Consider the following 18,482-nt stretch of genomic DNA (forward strand, 5'->3'; position numbering starts at 1 on the left):
TAGAGAGCTGTATAGAGAAATTAATCTTGCTCTAATTTTCAACTTTCACCTTTTATATGCTTACATTTAGGGTAACTATCCAATTTTCAAGTTTAAGCGTTAAAATACCAGCCATATCTAGATGAAAAAATGCGCTTTTAAAACAATTAATTAAACCCACTGCCCAGCAACAAAACCACTACTCCAAGCAAACTGAAAATTGTACCCTCCTAACCAACCAGATACGTCTAACACTTCACCAGTAAAATAGAGTCCTTTGGTTTTTTTAGCTTCCATTGTCTTAGAAGAAATAAAATCTGTATCTACCCCTCCAAGCGTTACTTCAGCTGTTCTGTAACCTTCAGTACCATTGGGCTTGATCTGCCAATTCTCTAATGCCAGTACCGTATTCTGTAACTCTTTTTCATTCATCTGCTTTAATGGTTTGTCGTTCAGGTTTTTTCTATCGATTAAGGCTTCTACTAAGCGCTTAGGCAACACTTTAGCCAACGTATTTTTTAAGCTTTGATTTGGGTGTTTTTCTTTAGAGCTTATCAAAAGTGCTTCGACATCTATTTCTGGCACCAGATTGATTAAGACTTCTTGCCCTGCTTTCCAGTATGAGGATATTTGTAATACAGAAGGGCCAGATAGTCCTCTGTGTGTAAAAAGCAGCGCTTCTTTGAAGACGGTTCCGTCACTTGAAGTAATCTCCGCAGGGATAGCAATTCCAGAAAGGTTGGATAGATCTTCTTTATCTTCCTTATGCAAGGTGAATGGCACTAAGCCCGCCGTGGTTTGAACAATGGGAATATCGAACTGTTCCGCTATTTTGTAACCAAATGGGGTCGCCCCCAGCTTTGGCATTGAAAGTCCTCCGGTTGCCACAACCAAAGACTCACATTCAATTTGTTCGGTATTCGCGTGCAAAGAAAAACCGCCTTCGGTTTTTTTATACTGTGAATGTCCGATTGATATTGATAATTAACCCCAACTTGGTTGCATTCATCTAACAACATGGTGACTATTTGTTTTGCAGAATCCACACAAAAGAGTTGTCCATGCTCACGCTCTTCAAATTCAATATCATGCTTAGAAACTAACGAGATAAAATCCCAATTGGTATATTGAGATAATGCCGATTTTACAAAGTGAGGATTTTGGCAAAGATAATGGTTCGATGAGACATCGTAATTAGTAAAATTACATTTACCACCACCAGAAATAAGGATCTTGCGACCGGGTTTTTTAGCATGATCAAGCACCAGTACTTTTCGTCCTCGTTTACCCGCCTCTATGGCGCACATAAGCCCTGCTGCACCCGCTCCAACGATGACTACGTCTACCTTAGTTACCACGCTTTTTACCCTTTCTTAAAAAATAAAAAGGATGCACGAATTCGTACATCCTCAAATTGAGAAGCATTTTAGCTATTCTCTGCGTTCTTGCCAATCTATGAGCACATAACTACTGAAGTGTCGACTTCTAGTAGTCATTTAACCTCGCTCGCTAAACTAAAAACGACGCAAACAAGGTCACCGCAATCAAAGCGACAAACAAAATAAACAACTCTCTTACTTTTGTACACTTACTCATAAAGACTGGGTCGTGGTGATGTAAGTACTCCCTGTCTTTAATGTAATGAAAAAGTCGAACCTGCTTCATTACATTGCCATGCGTTGTGAAAAAACCACCGCCATCAACCTGTTGATAAAGTAACGGATGTGCCTCACGCATAACATAGATTAACGACCGCAATGCAGTTAAATAGCGCGCTAAGTTTATGCTCACAATAAGCATAAGAGTGAATATTATAGTGTCTCCACTGATCATCTTTTCCTCCCTACACCTCCTAAGAAGCCGAAAGAAAAAGATGCCCTCACTTATCTTTTCTTTTGCAACTAACTACTCAGCTGCACCGGCTTCCATAATGGAAGATGAACCTTCTTTTGCCATTACCGCTAAGTCTTTATCGATAAAGAACAACGCCTTACCATCTTCACCAACAAGATCTAGCTTATCTAAAATCCCTTTAAACAGTTTTTCTTCTTCATGCTGTTCAGAAACATACCACTGTAAGAAATTAAACGTTGAGTAGTCTTGTGCTGTGAACGCAACATGAGCCAATTTATTGATTCTTTCTGTAATCATTTGCTCATGTTCATAGGTTTCACGAAAAACCTCTCCAAGGCTATTAAAGTCATACTTAGGAGCTTCAATAGTACCTAAAATAGGCATCGCTCCTGTCTCACTAACATAGGTAAATAGGCGTTGCATGTGCTCCATTTCTTCGACAGCATGAGATCTTAAAAACAAAGCTGCACCTTCAAAACCTTTATCTTCACACCAAGCACTCATTTGTAAGTATAGATTGGATGAGAAAAATTCTAGGTTAATTTGCTCATTTAATTGATCGATCATTGTTTGAGATAGCATGAAGGCTCCCTTTTGGCTCATTTAATTTGTTATTTTAAACTTTAGTCTGACGACCAAAATTTTTCTGATGAACTGTAGATTACGCCTTACTATACCACGAAGCAAAAAAGCATTAGAGCTGCGTCTAAAAAAACAGGTAGGGATATGAGATCACAACGACAAATTTTTTTGAAATTTGGTGCTAGGCTTAAATAGTAAGCCCCTTTAAATGGAGATAGTACTATGAGCTATAAACATATTTTGGTTGCAATAGACCTCAGTAAAGAAAGTAAAGTCCTGATAGAAAAAGCCGTAGCATTAGCCCAACCTTTGGGCGCAGAAGTATCCTTTATACATATAGATGTAAATTACGCTGAAATATACACAGGCCTCATTGATATCAATTTAGCAGAAACACAGAACCATGCTATGGAAGCCTCATTAGCTCAACTAAAAGTACTCGCTGAAGAAGCGAATATGCCCATCAAACATACTTTAGTCGGAAGTGGTGATTTAGGGTATGAACTTAAAGAAACAATTGACAAAAAAGATGTCGATTTAGTTATTTGTGGCCACCACCAAGATTTCTGGAGTGTCATACTTTCTTCAACCAAGCAATTACTGAATAGTGTTCCGGTTGATATGTTAGTGGTGCCATTACATGAGGATTAATTAAATTAGCGATTAAATTCGGGTACACTGCGGGCTCAGACATTCATTAGGTAAATAAGACATGCTCTACCTTTCTGCAGTGACCCTTTTATGGGCATTTTCATTTAGTTTGATTGGCGTTTATCTTGCTGGTCAAGTCGATTCTTGGTTTTCAGTATTAATGCGAGTTATTCTTGCTGCTGTTGTTTTTCTCCCATTTTTAAAGTTTCGAGATATTTCGAAAGCTCTAATCCTCAAACTAATGCTAGTAGGAGGAATACAGCTAGGTCTAATGTACTGCTTTTACTATCACTCCTTTTTATTACTCTCTGTACCTGAAGTGCTACTTTTCACCGTTTTTACACCCATTTATGTCACTCTTGTCTATGACCTACTCAAAGGCCGCTTTTCACCTTGGTATCTAATTACGGCGGTTATCGCTGTTTCAGGCGCAGCTGTCATTAAATTTTCCGGAGTGAACGATAACTTTCTTGCTGGCTTTTTAGTTGTTCAAGGTGCAAACCTCTGTTTTGCAATTGGACAAGTGGGATATAAGGTCATCATGGAAAAAGAGCAAGTAACACTTCCTCAACATACTGTATTTGGCTATTTCTATTTAGGTGCAGTGTGTGTAGCAGTCATTGCGTTTGCTCTTTTTGGCAATATTGAGAGGCTACCCACAACCATGACGCAATGGGGTATTTTGACCTACCTTGGCTTAATTGCTTCGGGCTTAGGCTACTTTATGTGGAATAAAGGCGCGTGCATGGTCAATGCAGGTGCGTTAGCAGTTATGAATAATGCATTAGTACCCGCAGGATTAGTCGTCAACATTCTTATTTGGAACCGTGATGTGGATATACCTAGGTTATTACTGGGTGGCATAATTATTTTATTGTCTCTTTGGATAAACGAGACCATCATCAAAAGAAAAGTCGTTCTTTCTTACAACTCATAGCGGTTGGGAAGTTTGTATATTTATCTTTACTTTCAGTCAGGATGTCGGCCCTAAACGGAACTGGTCGCACATCCTGTCTATCATTTGAACGCAGGATTAATGGAGCGCTGATTGGGAGTTATGCTCATTACACACAATATTGAACTTTAAAAACTGCTCTTCAATTTTTTTCTGTTTTTTAAATAATTTATTCTGTTTTTTCAAAATACTGGCCATCTTTTTTACGTATTTTTTCTGTTTCTTGGCTTGCTTCTTAGCCTGCTTTAACTCTTTCCTAGTCACTTCACTTTGCAAATCTGTTGATAATTTTGAGGTGTTCAAGGTATCAAATAATACGGCACACTGTTGTTTTTCATGTGTGCTTTTGGCTAGACACGATTGTGGTGGGATTGCTGCTGGTTTACAGAGTTGGGAGCTATCTTGAGAAGAGCGTGCACAAGAGCGACAAAGATACTTTGCATCACTGACAAGAGAATAAATTTCACCTAACCCTGCAGATATTTCACTTCTATTCAACTTACACAAACGCTTTGTCATGTGACTACTCCAGCTAATATTACATCCCCACAGTAATTGAGAATGATTATTAGTTAGATATAGCCTTGTTTTCATCTGGATGCAATAACTAAGTTTTATCAAATCAACTATGTCATTGATTCTTTTACATATACGTCGAATCGATTTTTCTTCGTTTTAATCGCCATACTTGGTTTTTGTTGATTCAGCCAATCGGCGTAATCTGGCCTTTTTACTATGACGCGCTTTTTAGCCAGCTGCATTGCTGGTTCAAATAAGCCATCCGCATCTAGATCTGCTCCCACTAGCGATTGAAACACTCTCATCTCTTTTTTCACTAATGCAGATTTTTTACCCTCTGGGTGAGGGTACATAGGGTCAAGATAAACCACATCAGGCCTCTTAAAGTCTTTATCTTGAGATAGTTGATACAATGCGTCATGGCTAGAAGCATGCAAAAGCGACATTCTTTCAGAAACCCAAGTCCCAATTTCTGGATCTATTTTCGCTCTTTCTAAACCATCATCTAATAAAGCGGCCACTATAGAGTTTCTCTCTACCATCTGTACGTGACACCCTAAAGAAGCGAGTACAAAGGCGTCTCTGCCTAAACCTGCAGTTGCATCCAAAACACTTGGTGTGACTCCTTTATTAAGCCCTGCAGCCTTAGCAATAGACTGCCCTTTTCCACCACCAAACTTTCGTCTGTGTCCAACAGCACCACCGACAAGATCAACATAGATTGCGCCTAATTTGGGTTCATCTATTTTTCTAAGCTCTAGTCTTTCTGCAGTCAAAACCAAAGCAAAATTACTGTCGGAGTCATGTTGTAATGACCAAGTTTCAGCAATAAGACCAAGCCGATTGGAATCTATGTTTTCTTCACAGATAAGTTGCAGACGCAATGGATGCTCCAAATTAAGGTAGGTTTAGTTTCGTTGGTGTATTTTACTGAATGCCTTGCAGTTCTGCTACCAATTCGGCTAATGGTTTGGGTTTACTAATAACGTAGCCCTGTGCATAGTCGACGCCCAATTCGAGCAACCTATCAATAATAGCTGTGTTTTCTACAAATTCAGCGACTGTTTTTTTACCCATTTGCTTGGCTAAATCATTGATAGAGCGAACCATGATAAAATCCGTTTCGTTGTTATCCATATCGCGAACAAACAGACCATCTATTTTAACGATATCAACAGGGAGCTTCTTAAGATAACCAAACGATGATAAGCCCGAACCGAAATCGTCCAATGCGATCAAGCAACCTCGTTGTTTAATTTGGCTAAATAACTCTATGGCGCGATCCATATTACCCATTGCAGCTGTTTCGGTAATTTCCAAACAAATCTTATGGCTCGGTACCTGACTATGTTCAATAGCCTGTAACAAGAAGTGTACAAACTCTCTGTTTCCTATCGATTGTCCAGATAGATTAATCGAACAAATTCCAAGTTCATCATAATTGGATATATTGGACTCCAACCAACCTAAAGTCTGTGTCACTACAGCTTTATCTATAAGGTGTGCTACGTTATATTTTTCTGAAGCAGGCATAAATATTCCTGGCGAAATATAGTCCCCTTCAGCACTTTTTATCCGAACTAAGATTTCAAAATGCATCTTGCAAGAATCATTGCACTCTTCCAGCTGCAAAATAGTTTGTGCAAATAACTCTAGTCGATTATTAGCCAAAGCTTCATGAACTAAGTTAACGCACTCCATCTCCGACTGACGACGACGCAACTCTTCATCATCTTGATGGTATAGATGAAATCTATTTCTTCCCTCATCCTTTGCCGCATGGCAAGCTGTATCAGCTTGAGCATGTACCATTTGCGGCGAATCGGCAGTATGATCAATCAATCGAATTCCAATTGAGCACGTAATATTTAGTGATATGTCATCCCATTGAAAGGTATTGCGACTTAACTCATTGATAATAGCCTTAGCTATATTTTGCGCGTCTATTTCAGTGCAGTCTCTTAATAGGACCGCAAATTCATCCCCCCATTCGAGACAATACCGAGTTGTACGGTAATACAGACTCAACCACCATTGCTGAAAACTTAATAGCGGCATCACCAGCTTCATGACCAGCCGTATCATTAAGTACTTTCAACTGATCAAGGTCTAAATAAAGCATTGCATGTGTACGTAAGTGATCGCCAATTTCTATTAAAGACTGTTCCAGTTCTATTTCGAAATGGTTTCTATTAAATGTCTCGGTAAGCAAATCATAGCGAGCTTGATATTCCAACTGCTCGGTCAGTAGATGAATTTCTGTTATATCCTCTCCTACCATCAACAATTTACCATAATGATCTAAGGGACGAATATTCTCCCGAATCCACAATGTCGAGCCATCTTTGTGTCTATATCTAGTCTCTCTTCTCCATACCCCGTTTATCTCATGCTCTTTATTCAACAATAGTTGTTTCGCGGGCAATGTATCTTCATCAGCATAAAAGTCTCTTAAGCGATGCCCCAACACTTCTAGTTCACCGTAGCCTAATAGTTCTTGTGCAAATTTATTAAGAGCTTGTATCCGGTTATTTTCATCCAACGTTAACATCATCACCGGTTGTTGTTCATAGTAAGTCCGCATAGTCGACTCACGCTCTATTAACTTCTGTTGCGCCAACTTTCCAACTGTGATGTCATTCGCTTCGAATAAATACTGTGAATCAACACCGGACTCTTCTGGCAATTTATTAAGTACGACATCTAGTAAAATACTTCCCGATGCCTTACAAAGCGCTTCAATCTCAAAACGAGTTGAAAGCTGCTCGGTGTTAGATTCAAAGAACCGCCCTAACTTTTTAGCACCTTTGTCTTCCCAACCATTGAAGTACCATATTGGTTTTTCTATGGCTAACCCCTGTTCAAAAACCAATTCATGAAATTTATTATTACTTGAAAGAACTCTGCCATATTTATCGAGAATGGCGATATATTGATGACTTTGCTCTATGACGGACTCAAGTAAAGATTGGCTTTGTCTGACTTTAGATTCACTGCTACTGAGTCGACGTAGATAATAAAGAAGCGCCATGATAATGGCTGCCATCAACAAAAAAACAACAATGACGACTTGAATGCGCTTAAAGTCTTTTTCTGGTTGGTTGATCAAATTAGCCGCGCTATTTTCTTGGCTTATATTGAGTTTCCATTTTTCTATCGCACTGAAATCAAGCCTAATCTCTGGTGTAGCTAACCTAACGGCTGGTATAGGGCCTGGAAGGTTAGAAAGTACATCCACTAACAGTAGACCGGTTGATTTTCCTTGAGATACTCCACTATGAACAACGCCACCAACCGTTCCATAGCCAAATAATGAATCGTGAAATACGTAGACAGGGACAGAAGATAATTCATCTATTTTTTCTCTTAATTCTTTGTCGTTACTTGTATTCAGTTTTTCATTGAAAAAGCTCCAATAAAGAATCGCGCTATTTCCTGGCGCTTTAGTTAGAAAGGAAATAAGCGCTTCATATGTTTTAGGTACATAATGTTCTACTAACTCACGATTATTTGGAAACTCTTCAAGATACTTATCTATCGTATCTCGAACACCCTTTCCGGTAACTGATCCTCCTGTCACGACAAATATCTTATCTACATTTGGTTGTAGCCTTTTTATTAACTCAACATTGCCTTGTATTTCTACTCTAGAAACCACTCCAGTCGCGTTTAAATTAGCGTGCAACTTAGCCTTATAACCATTGATACCGCTGAATATTACAGGTGTGTCACCTAGTATGTGTCCGAGGCTGTTTATCAATCTAAGTGCATTGTTATCGTTGACGATAATGGCTTTAAACTTTTCGTTCTTTAGCTTAACGGTATAGAGTTGGATGAGCTGCTTTAAATACTCTTTTGATTGATGACGTTTAGTGTCTAAATAGAGCACTCGATTTGGGATCTTGTTCTCCGTGAGGATATATTCTAATCCTTTTTGAAAATCGTCAGACCACAAATATCCTTGATGATAAGAATGTATGACAAGGACATCTTTCTCTTTAGCGCTAACAGAAACGCTGAAAAAAAGAACAGCAGTATAAGAATTCTCACAGAAATTTTTGTCCTTCACACTCGAGATAATTTGAATAATAGCCAAAACAATAGTAACACCCAATCGAATAAAATATACTCTTGTTACCCACATTCCTAGATCGGTTATCCAATCAATGCACACTACTACTCGTCTCGATGACTTAGACCGAGCTATCTTAAAAACATTATTAGCAGATGCACGACGACCTTATGCTGAGATGGCAAAGCAATTTGATGTAAGCCCAGCAACGATTCATGTACGCATTGAAAAAATGAAAGCGGCAGAGATTATTGAAGGCACAGAGGTAATAATTAACCCTAAAAAACTCGGTTATGATGTTTGCTGTTTTATAGGTATTAATTTAAATGCAGCTAGAGATTATCACTCAGCTCTAGAGAAGCTAAATGCACTGGATGAAGTTGTTGAAGCTTATTACACTACTGGGGCATATAATATCTTCGTGAAATTAATGTGTCGTTCCATTGAAGAGTTACAGTATGTGTTAATAGATAAGTTGCAGGCTATAGATGAAGTGCAATCGACAGAAACATTGATCTCACTTCAAAATCCCATTAATCGTAATGTGATTCCATAACCATCTTCAAAGCAAGGATTTCTAGGCACTCATTTCTCAGATTTAACGACAAGAACTGAGTACCTAGCACTATTTCTTACCCACTGATACCAGAGTGCCTTAATAACGCTTCTATATTCGGCTCTCGGCCTCTAAAGCGCTTAAATAACTCCATAGGTTCTTCGCTACCACCCATTTCTAAAATATTGTTAAGAAAGCTTTTACCTGTCTCTTCGTTAAAAATGCCTTCTTCCTCAAAACGGGAGAAAGCATCTGAACTGAGTACTTCTGCCCAAAGGTAGCTATAGTAGCCTGCACTATAACCACCAGCAAAAATATGGCTAAACGCGTGAGAAAATCGGTTCCACTCTAGGCTTGGTAATACGGCAACTTTGCTTTTCACTTCAGCCAACGTTTCAAGCACTCTAGGCCCTACTTCTGGGTCAAACTCAGTATGTAATGTGAAATCGAATAAACCAAACTCAAGCTGACGTAAGATAAATATTGCAGACTGGAAGTTTTTCGCTGCTAACATTTTCTCTAACATTTCACTAGGGAGTGGTTCCCCTGTTTCGTAATGCCCAGAAATAAATGCCAAAGCTTCTTCTTCCCAACACCAATTTTCTAAGAATTGGCTTGGTAGCTCAACCGCATCCCAAGGTACACCATTTATTCCTGACACAGCAGAAACGTCAACCTGAGTCAGCATATGATGGATACCATGGCCAAACTCATGAAATAGGGTAACAACCTCATCATGGGTAAAGAGAGCCGGTTTATCTCCGACAGGTTTGTTAAAGTTACAGGTTAAATAAGCAACTGGTGTTTGTAATTCGCCACTTGCGGTAATACGTCTAACGCGACATTCATCCATCCATGCGCCACCTCGTTTGTTTTCACGAGCATAGAGATCAAGATAAAAGCTACCACGAAGCGTATTTTCTCCATCATAAATATCAAAAAATCGAACCGAATCATGCCAAGTATCAACACCTTCTTTCTCAACAACTGTCATATTAAACACGCGATTGAGCACTTCAAAAAGGCCACTGACCGCTTTAGACTCAGGGAAGTAAGGTCGGAGTTCTTCATCAGAAATTTGGAACAAATGCTGCTTTTGCTTTTCACTGTAGTAGGCAATATCCCAAAGCTTCAGCTCTGTCACACCAAATTCTTTTTGTGCGAATTCGGTTAGCTCATGTACCTCTTTTTCACCCTGAGGCTTAACTTTTGTTGCTAGGTCATTTAAGAAGCCGAGCACTTGTTCTGGTGTCTCTGCCATTTTAGTTGCTAATGATTTTTCACTATACGTAGCAAAACCAAGCAGCCTAGAAATTTCATGACGTAGCTTAAGCTGCTCCGCCATCACTTCTGTATTATCCCATTTCCCAGCCATTGGTCCGCGATCTGAAGCTCTCGTAACATAGGCTTCATACATTTCTTGGCGTAGACTTTGATTATCACAGTAGGTTAATACTGGAAGATAAGATGGAATATCTAGAGTTAACAACCAACCATCTAGCTCTTTTGATTCGGCTGCCGCTTTTGCCGCATCCATGGCTGATTCTGGCATTCCTTTTAGTTCAGATTCTTCTGTTACATGCTTTGTCCAACCCATCGTGGCATCGAGAACATTATTAGAGAATTGAGAGCCTAGCTCAGACATGCGCTTACTGATTTCACCATAGCGATGCTGTTCATTTGCCGGTAACCCAATACCTGATAATTCGAAGTCTCGTAACGCATCGGTGATGCTTTTCTTTTTGGCTTGAGACAATCCATCAAAGACTGAACTTGCTTTGATCGACTTATAAGCTTCATATAGCCCTTTATGCTGACCTACCCACGTGCCATATTCTGATAGAAGAGGTAGGCAACTTTCATAGGCTTCACGGAGTTCTTGGCTGTTAACGACTGAGTTCATATGGCTAACGGGGGACCAAATTCTGCTTAATTTGTCGTCCACCTCAGCTAAAGGCTCACAAATCGTCTCCCAACTCGGGTTACTGTTACCATCTAGAACCTGTTCAATTTTAATTCTGCAGTCCGCAATAGCTTGTTCTACCGCTGGTTTTACATATTCTGGTTTAATCTCAGAAAAGGGTGGTAAGTCCGTAAAATCTAAAAGTGGGTTGGACATAAGATGTTCCTTTATAAAATCTTTATATCTAAATGTAGGCGGCTTATAGAATTTTCAATAGTGGCGTATAATGAAAAGGTTTGAAAGTAAATTGTTTATCACATTCATGAGCATACAGAGAGTCTAATTTGTTAAGTTACAGACACAGTTTCCACGCAGGAAATCACGCAGACGTACTAAAACACATCGTACAGAGCCTAATTCTTGATTCACTGAAACAAAAAGAGAAGCCTTTTATCTATCACGACACCCATTCTGGTGTTGGTCGTTACGATCTTACTCATGAATGGTCTGAAAAAACGGGTGAATATAAACAGGGGATAGCTCGTATTTGGCAGCAATCATCAAACCCTGAAGACATCCAAAGTTACCTAGACGCCATTCGGGTTCTTAATGATAGCGATGAGCTCCGTTATTATCCCGGCTCGCCAAGGGTAGCTCGCGCTCAACTAAGGCCACAAGATAGAATGATTCTTACGGAGCTTCACCCAAGTGATTACCCTTTATTAGAACAAGAGTTTCATCGAGATCGTCAGGTAAAAATTTATAAAGAAGACGGCTTTCAGCGTTTAAAAGGGAGTTTACCCCTAAAGAGCGACGCGGCTTGGTATTAATTGACCCTCCTTACGAATTAGCTAAAGAGTATCGAGATGTGGTCAATGCGATTGCTCAAAGTCATAAACGTTGGGCAAGTGGCATATATGCTATTTGGTATCCGGTCGTTAGCCGTATAGATATTGAAGACATGCTTGAAGGTTTAGAATCTCTAGGTATACGAAAAATTCTTCAAATCGAGCTAGGCGTATCACCAGACACCAACGAGCGTGGAATGACAGCTTCAGGCATGATTGTTATTAACCCTCCTTGGAAGTTGGAGAGCCAAATGACTAAAATTCTTCCATTTTTAAAGGAAGCAATTGCACCTGCCACCGGTCATTTTAAAATAGAATGGATTGTGCCTGAATAAAAAGCCCCCATATACATTAGGAATATCTAATAACAATTACATCGGAGAGCTTTCTCGCATGCTCTCTTCGATAGGTTTATGATAGAAAGATTAAAAAAATCAAAAATAAATTGGAGAAAGTAATGGCTAAACAATTTGACTACATTTGTATTGGTGGTGGTAGTGGTGGTATCGCTTCTGCTAATCGTGCAGCCATGTATGGTGCAAAAGTTGCCCTAATTGAAGCAAAAGACCTTGGCGGAACATGTGTAAATGTTGGCTGTGTTCCTAAAAAAGTAATGTGGCATGGCGCTCAAGTTGCTGAAGCAATCAACCTATACGCGAAAGACTATGGTTTCGATGTTGAATCTAAAGGCCTTGATTGGGGTAAATTGGTAGAGAATCGTCAAGCGTATATTGGCCGTATTCACCAATCTTACGATAACGTCCTTGGCAAAAACAAAATTGAAGTAATCAAAGGTTTCGCTAAGTTTGTCGATGAAAAAACCGTAGAAGTAAATGGTGAGCTTTACACCGCGGAGCACATTCTTGTTGCCGTTGGTGGACGACCAAGCATTCCAAATATCCCAGGAGCAGAATACGGCATTGACTCAAATGGCTTTTTTGAGCTTATGGAACAACCTAAACGCGTAGCCGTTATCGGTGCAGGTTACATCGCTGTAGAAATCGCTGGTGTATTACATTCACTTGGCACTAAAACGGATCTATTCGTTCGTAAGCAATCTCCTATTCGTAGTTTTGACCCAACGATTATCGATACCCTAGTTGAGGTAATGGCACAGGAAGGTCCAACCCTTCACACTCACTCTATCCCTAAAGAAATTGTGAAAGAAGCAGATGGTAGCCTGACTCTTCATTTAGAAAATGGCAAATCACACAATATCGATACCTTAATCTGGGCTATTGGTCGTCACCCAGCAACCGATACTATCAATCTTGATGTTACTGGCGTGGCACTTAACGATCGTGGTTACATCAAAGTGGATGAATACCAAGAAACCAATGTAAAAGGTATTTATTGCGTTGGTGATATTATGGAAGGTGGTGTGGAATTAACTCCTGTTGCCGTAAAAGCGGGTCGTCAGTTATCTGAACGATTATTTAACAATAAACCTAATGCAAAAATGGATTACAACCTTATTCCTACCGTTGTATTCAGCCACCCGCCAATTGGAACGATTGGCCTTACAGAACCCGAGGCGATTGCTCAATATGGTGAAGCGAACGTAAAAGTCTATCAATCCGGCTTTACTGCAATGTACACGGCGGTCACTCAACATCGTCAGCCTTGTAAGATGAAACTCATTTGTGCAGGAGATGACGAAAAAGTCGTTGGTTTACACGGCATTGGCTTTACCGTAGATGAAATGATTCAAGGCTTTGGCGTTGCAATCAAAATGGGCGCAACAAAAGCTGATTTTGATAGCGTTGTTGCTATTCACCCCACTGGCTCAGAAGAATTTGTTACTATGCGCTAGTGGTGAAACCTTATAAATAAGGCCAGCAAATGCTGGCCTTATTTAATTTATTAGATACCAATATCTAAAATATTTCCTTACTTTACGCAAACGACATTCAATAATGACGTTCCTGTCAGTTGGGTCACCTTGCCGCTAGTAAACAGACCTTGTTTATCATCGCCCCAATAGGGTAAATGCAACGGCCACTGTTTTTTACTCATCACCTGAGAGTCGATCAATAATTTCCAATCATCTGCCGTCGGCAAATGCATTTGTTGAGATTCACAGACTTGCATTGCCCGCTCATAGTTCAATCGGTTCCATGCAATGCCATATTCCATATAAAACTGGTCATATCCATCCATCAAGAATGGTATGGCATAATATTTGTCTCCAATTTTAGCATCTCTGCGCGCAACCACGGTTTCTGACGGCTTAGTGCTCTTCTCTGCGGTTGTCTGTGCTTCTTTTACTGTTGGCTTAGGCTGTGCTGGATTATCGACAACAGGGGCCAATACCGCCGCTGCTGGGGAAGATTTTGGTTTGGGTGCTGCTTTTTTAGGAACTTGTTTAGTCGCAGGCTTTGTTACCGCGCTTGTATTCGATGGTGACTTTATTGGCGCTGAAGCATTACGAATAAAAGACTCTTTATATGCGCTGACTTTTTTTAGATTAACCAAATCTTTTTGTGCTACCGAGTATTTTTCATACGGGCCCACTAAACAGCGATAACCTTTTTTCTCCGGTTTTACCCAAACATCAGTCGTTACCGCGTTATATATTACTTGGGCCTGCTTTACAGTATGCGGCTCATTAAAAAGCCCACATTGAATCCAGAATAGACCATCATCAATGGCAGGGGCCACACCCCATACTCCACTGCCTACAGGGCAATCTTGTGAAAGAACAGGCAATTCGTTTTTAGAGTTTTGTTTTGCCTCACAGATATACTCGTCATCAGCAGCGCTCACTAGAGATGGAATTGCCAAGCTTATACAACACGCCATCACCATCAGTTTTCTAGCTAAAATCTTACTCATATTGTTATCTCTATATTCATCATGTCATTCACGTGATATCGATAAGCTCTAAAAAAAAGAGCCACAATGATAGCGACTCTTAGTTTAGGAACTTTTATAGTTAGAGATCAATCGCTTTGGATCACCCTTTGTAAATTTTAGGATTAAATACGTCTCTTAACCAGTCTCCAAGCAAGTTAATTACCAATACTAGCGTCACTAACACAAAACCAGGGAATGCGGTAATCCACCAAGCACCAGAAAATATGTAGTTAAAACCAATACTAATAAGTGCGCCTAAAGACGGTTGATCAACAGGTAAACCTAAGCCTAAAAATGAAAGAGCAGCTTCCGACATGATTGCATTTGCAACCTGAACCGTTGAAATAACCAATATTGGTGATAAACAGTTAGGCAGAATATGACGGAACATAATACGAGGAGAACGAAAACCCATTACTCTCGCAGCTTCTACATACTCTTTCTTCTTCTCTGCAAGAACAGAGGCTCTAATCGTTCGAGCATATTGGGGCCATTCGGCAATACCGATAATAACCACCAGCATTAACACCGCATATTGACTGTAAAAATCACTACCAAAACTCGCTTTAAATATTGCCGAAACGATTATCGCAACCATCATGGTAGAAAAAGAGAGCTGAACATCAGCAAAACGCATCAAGAAACTATCAATTCGCCCACCAAAATAGCCTGCCGACAATCCTATAACAATGCCCAAGAATAACTGTAGACCTACTGCAAAAAAGCCGATAGTTAGTGAAAGGCGAGAACCATACAACATGGTTGATAAAATATCTCTCCCTTGCTCATCGGTGCCTAATACAAACCTTGAATCACCATCTTCCATCCAAGAAGGGGGAAGTTCAGAATCCATAATATCTATAGACGTTAAATCATACGGGTCCATTGGAGAAAGTAACGGTGCAGCAAGAGACATTATTAGAAATAACATAAACACTGCGAAACTAAACATCGCTACTTTGTCACGCAAAAAATAGTACAGAAAATCTGATTGTTTGAAACGCTCCCAACGGCTTGGGACAACATTAGTTTGTTCCATTGCTATGCTCCTTTGCCAGTTAAGTTTACAGTCGGATTAATAAGACCGTACATGAGGTCAACAATTGTATTGGTTACCACAAATACCAAACCTACAAAAATTACATAAGCGGTAATTAAAGGCGTATCTACGCGATTAATAGCCTCTAAAAATAGGAAGCCAGTTCCTGGCCACTGGAATACTGTTTCAGTAAGAATCGTATACGCAACCATAGTACCAATCTGAACACCGCCAACCGTCAATACAGGCAACATTGTATTCTTTAGCGCATGTTGATAATAAATTTTCTTTGATGACAAACCTTTAGCTCTGCCAAATTTAATATATTCAGAGCTTAAAACTTCTAGCATTTCAGAACGAACCAAACGGATAAATAGTGGCAACATTATAGATGCCAGTGACACACTAGGCAGCACTAAATGCGCTAAGCCATCACGTGTAAAGTATCCAGATTCCCAACCTAGTAAGTTCATGGTGTCACCCCTACCGTAAGACGGTAGCCAGCCTAATTCAATTGAGAAAACATACATTAGCATTATTGCTGTTAAAAATACGGGTATTGAAATACCAATACTACTGAATGCCATCACCAATTTTGTAAACACGCTCTTGGGATGAATAGCCGAATAAACACCAAGAGGTATAGACATCAATACAATAATTAGTGACGCCCCGAAAACCAACTCGAGTGTGGCGACTAATTTGTCTAAAATAACCTCAGCCGCTGGCTTCTTGTAAAAATAAGACGTACCAAAATCACCTTGTATTGCATTGCCTACAAAGCGAGTATATTTAGTAAAAAACGGATCGTTTAATCCGAGATCATCACGCAGAGCTTGACGCTCAGATTCCGAAACAGACTGGCCCACCAGTTCACGTAACGGGTCTCCCAAGTTATCTTGGATGGCAAATGCCACTAAACTGATCACAAACATCACTATCAGTGCCTGATACAGGCGCTTGACCAGAAACGAAAACATTCCTTGCCCCTTAATAATCCATAATCTTCTTCGAAAAGAAGTATTTCAGTCAGTCTACTGTCTAAAAATGGCACTTAATCCGACTGAAATAAGATTAAGTGCCATAGAACTATTTAGTAACTTATTTAACTTCTAAGTCGCCAAAATATGGGAAGTTCATTGCATTAACGATTGGAGCGATATCAACATTAGATTTCGCACCCCACGCTAGATTTTGCCAGTGTAGAGGAACAAATGCCGCTTCGTTATAAAGCGTTGCTTCTACTTGCTGTAGCATTTGAGCGCGTTTTGCTGGATCTGTTTCTAAGTTTGACTCTTCAACCAAACGGTCAACGTCTGCATTTGAGTAGTGACCACAGTTATACTGACCGCGACCTGTTTCTTCGTTGCGGGTCATTGTTAAGAACTCAGAGAAGTTCGCAGAATCTTCTGTATCTGAGTGCCAACCGATCATCATCATGTCTGCAGCACAAACATCAAACTCAGGCCAGTACTGTGCTTTTGGCATAGTCTTAAGGTCAACCTTAATACCAATCTTAGAAAGCATTGCAGAAGCCGCTTGAGCTACTTTAGCATCGTTCACATAACGGTTGTTTGGAGCCATCATGGTTAGAGTAAAGCCATCTGCATAACCCGCTTCTTTCATTAGCTCTTTAGCTTTTTTAAGATCATAGCGAGGTGTTAACTCTGCAGAATAACCAGCGTAGCCTTCAGGACCTTGCTGACCAGCCGTCGTAGCGAAACCTTTCATGATTTTCTTAACAATACCGTCATTGTTAATTGCATGAACGATAGCTTGACGAACTCGCACATCTTTAAGAGCTTCGTTACTATTTTGGTTCATTTGGAACGTGATGATACGAGTACCCGCTAGCGTCACAAGTTCTACACCAGAAGCATCTTGAACACGTTTGTGATCATTCGGTGCTACAGGTGCAATCATATCTACATCACCAGAAAGAAGAGCAGCAACACGTGTAGCATCTTCTTTGATTGGAACCAAAGTTAGCTTATCTACGTTACCTTTCGACTCTGTATCCCAGTAGTTATCAAATCGAGCGAATTCAACTTTAACGCCTTGCTCTCGAGAAGTAACTGTAAATGGACCAGTACCTGAAACATTTGTAGATGCGAAAGAGTTACCGTGCTTAACAACTTCAGCTTTGTCAGTACCTGCATCCGTTTGACCTGAATAGAACTTGCTATCCATTGGGAAGATATAAGTAGCCGTTTGAAGAACTAGCGGGTAAGGACCATTAGTCACTAAATCAACAGTGTAATCGTCAACTTTAACCATTTCTTTATAAGGTGTGAAAATACCTTTGAAATCTGGAGAGTCTTTAAGACGTTCGAATGTCCAAACAACATCATCTGCTGTCATTTCATTGCCAGAGTGGAACTTGACACCTTTACGTAGATTAAAGCGCACTGTTGTATCGTTTTGACGTTCCCAGCTAGTTGCTAGACGAGGTTCAAAGTCTAGTTTTTGTGTGTATCGTACTAGCGGATCAAATACCATGTGAGACATTTGCAGTGTACCACCTGATAATTGCTCATGCGGATCAAGAGAAACCGGATCGGCATCGTAAGCAACGGTAATATCTGCAGCAGCTGCGCTAAAACTTAGGCCAGCGGCCATTAAAGCAACTGTCAATTTGGTCTTAATGGTTTTCATTGCATAACTCCTT

The 18,482-nt window shown here is 40.0% G+C and carries 13 protein-coding genes and 3 pseudogenes; 5 read left to right on the plus strand and 11 right to left on the minus strand.

What is annotated here, in order from left to right; translation table 11 throughout:
* Window positions 1-150: 150 nt before the first annotated feature.
* The 3 genes and pseudogenes from PGX00_RS01740 to ftnA form a co-directional block, all read right to left on the minus strand.
* Window positions 151-1,286: pseudogene (locus PGX00_RS01740) on the minus strand (NAD(P)/FAD-dependent oxidoreductase).
* 202 nt (window positions 1,287-1,488) lie between these two features.
* Window positions 1,489-1,812, minus strand: a complete 324-nt coding sequence (gene uspB / locus PGX00_RS01745; protein WP_272132400.1) for a universal stress protein UspB — start codon at window positions 1,810-1,812, stop codon at window positions 1,489-1,491.
* Window positions 1,813-1,884: 72 nt separating this feature from the next.
* The gene (ftnA, locus tag PGX00_RS01750; protein ID WP_272132402.1) at window positions 1,885-2,415 is read right to left on the minus strand and encodes a non-heme ferritin; all 531 of its coding nucleotides are present in this window, start codon (window positions 2,413-2,415) and stop codon (window positions 1,885-1,887) included.
* 222 nt (window positions 2,416-2,637) lie between these two features.
* Here ftnA and PGX00_RS01755 point away from each other — a divergent pair, with 222 nt between their 5' ends.
* Together PGX00_RS01755 and PGX00_RS01760 are read left to right on the plus strand one after the other, a co-directional pair.
* Entirely contained in the window at window positions 2,638-3,066 is a 429-nt protein-coding gene (locus PGX00_RS01755; RefSeq protein WP_272132404.1) for a universal stress protein, read from the plus strand.
* A 61-nt stretch (window positions 3,067-3,127) separates the two neighbouring features.
* Window positions 3,128-4,003 (plus strand): carboxylate/amino acid/amine transporter, encoded by an 876-nt coding sequence (locus PGX00_RS01760; protein WP_272132406.1) that lies wholly within the window; start codon window positions 3,128-3,130, stop codon window positions 4,001-4,003.
* Between the two features lie 96 nt (window positions 4,004-4,099).
* Here the strand turns inward: PGX00_RS01760 and PGX00_RS01765 are convergent, their stop codons facing one another.
* From PGX00_RS01765 to PGX00_RS01775, 3 genes and pseudogenes are all read right to left on the minus strand, one after another.
* The gene (locus PGX00_RS01765; RefSeq protein ID WP_272132407.1) at window positions 4,100-4,540 is read right to left on the minus strand and encodes a hypothetical protein; all 441 of its coding nucleotides are present in this window, start codon (window positions 4,538-4,540) and stop codon (window positions 4,100-4,102) included.
* Window positions 4,541-4,647: 107 nt separating this feature from the next.
* Window positions 4,648-5,424, minus strand: coding sequence for a class I SAM-dependent methyltransferase (locus PGX00_RS01770; protein ID WP_272132409.1), 777 nt, complete (start codon window positions 5,422-5,424; stop codon window positions 4,648-4,650).
* 43 nt (window positions 5,425-5,467) lie between these two features.
* Window positions 5,468-8,609 (minus strand): annotated as a pseudogene (locus tag PGX00_RS01775) (ABC transporter substrate binding protein).
* A gap of 97 nt (window positions 8,610-8,706) precedes the next feature.
* Here PGX00_RS01775 and asnC point away from each other — a divergent pair.
* Entirely contained in the window at window positions 8,707-9,168 is a 462-nt protein-coding gene (gene asnC, locus PGX00_RS01780; RefSeq protein ID WP_272132410.1) for a transcriptional regulator AsnC, read from the plus strand.
* Between the two features lie 76 nt (window positions 9,169-9,244).
* On the opposite strand, the gene prlC is transcribed toward asnC, so the two are convergent.
* Window positions 9,245-11,287, minus strand: coding sequence for an oligopeptidase A (prlC, locus tag PGX00_RS01785; protein WP_272132412.1), 2,043 nt, complete (start codon window positions 11,285-11,287; stop codon window positions 9,245-9,247).
* A gap of 128 nt (window positions 11,288-11,415) precedes the next feature.
* Between prlC and PGX00_RS01790 the strand changes: the two are divergent.
* Together PGX00_RS01790 and gorA are read left to right on the plus strand one after the other, a co-directional pair.
* Window positions 11,416-12,254: pseudogene (locus PGX00_RS01790) on the plus strand (23S rRNA (adenine(2030)-N(6))-methyltransferase RlmJ).
* Between the two features lie 122 nt (window positions 12,255-12,376).
* On the plus strand, window positions 12,377-13,732 hold the full coding sequence (gene gorA, locus PGX00_RS01795; RefSeq protein ID WP_272132414.1) for a glutathione-disulfide reductase: 1,356 nt from the start codon (window positions 12,377-12,379) through the stop codon (window positions 13,730-13,732).
* Between the two features lie 77 nt (window positions 13,733-13,809).
* Here gorA and PGX00_RS01800 read toward each other — a convergent pair whose 3' ends face one another.
* The 4 genes from PGX00_RS01800 to PGX00_RS01815 all read right to left on the minus strand — a co-directional run bounded on the left by PGX00_RS01800 (window position 13,810) and on the right by PGX00_RS01815 (window position 18,469).
* A complete protein-coding gene (locus PGX00_RS01800) occupies window positions 13,810-14,754 on the minus strand; it encodes an SPOR domain-containing protein (RefSeq protein WP_272132416.1) in 945 nt (314 codons plus the stop codon).
* A 121-nt stretch (window positions 14,755-14,875) separates the two neighbouring features.
* A complete protein-coding gene (locus PGX00_RS01805; RefSeq protein ID WP_272132418.1) occupies window positions 14,876-15,814 on the minus strand; it encodes an ABC transporter permease in 939 nt (312 codons plus the stop codon).
* Between the two features lie 2 nt (window positions 15,815-15,816).
* Window positions 15,817-16,794, minus strand: a complete 978-nt coding sequence (locus PGX00_RS01810; protein WP_272132420.1) for an ABC transporter permease — start codon at window positions 16,792-16,794, stop codon at window positions 15,817-15,819.
* Window positions 16,795-16,915: 121 nt separating this feature from the next.
* Window positions 16,916-18,469: an ABC transporter substrate-binding protein gene (locus PGX00_RS01815; RefSeq protein ID WP_272132422.1), complete on the minus strand. Its 1,554-nt coding sequence runs from the start codon at window positions 18,467-18,469 to the stop codon at window positions 16,916-16,918.
* Window positions 18,470-18,482 lie beyond the last annotated feature (13 nt).

The sequence above is a fragment of the Vibrio algarum genome, from assembly GCF_028204155.1.
GTDB classification, from domain to species: Bacteria; Pseudomonadota; Gammaproteobacteria; order Enterobacterales; family Vibrionaceae; genus Vibrio; species Vibrio algarum.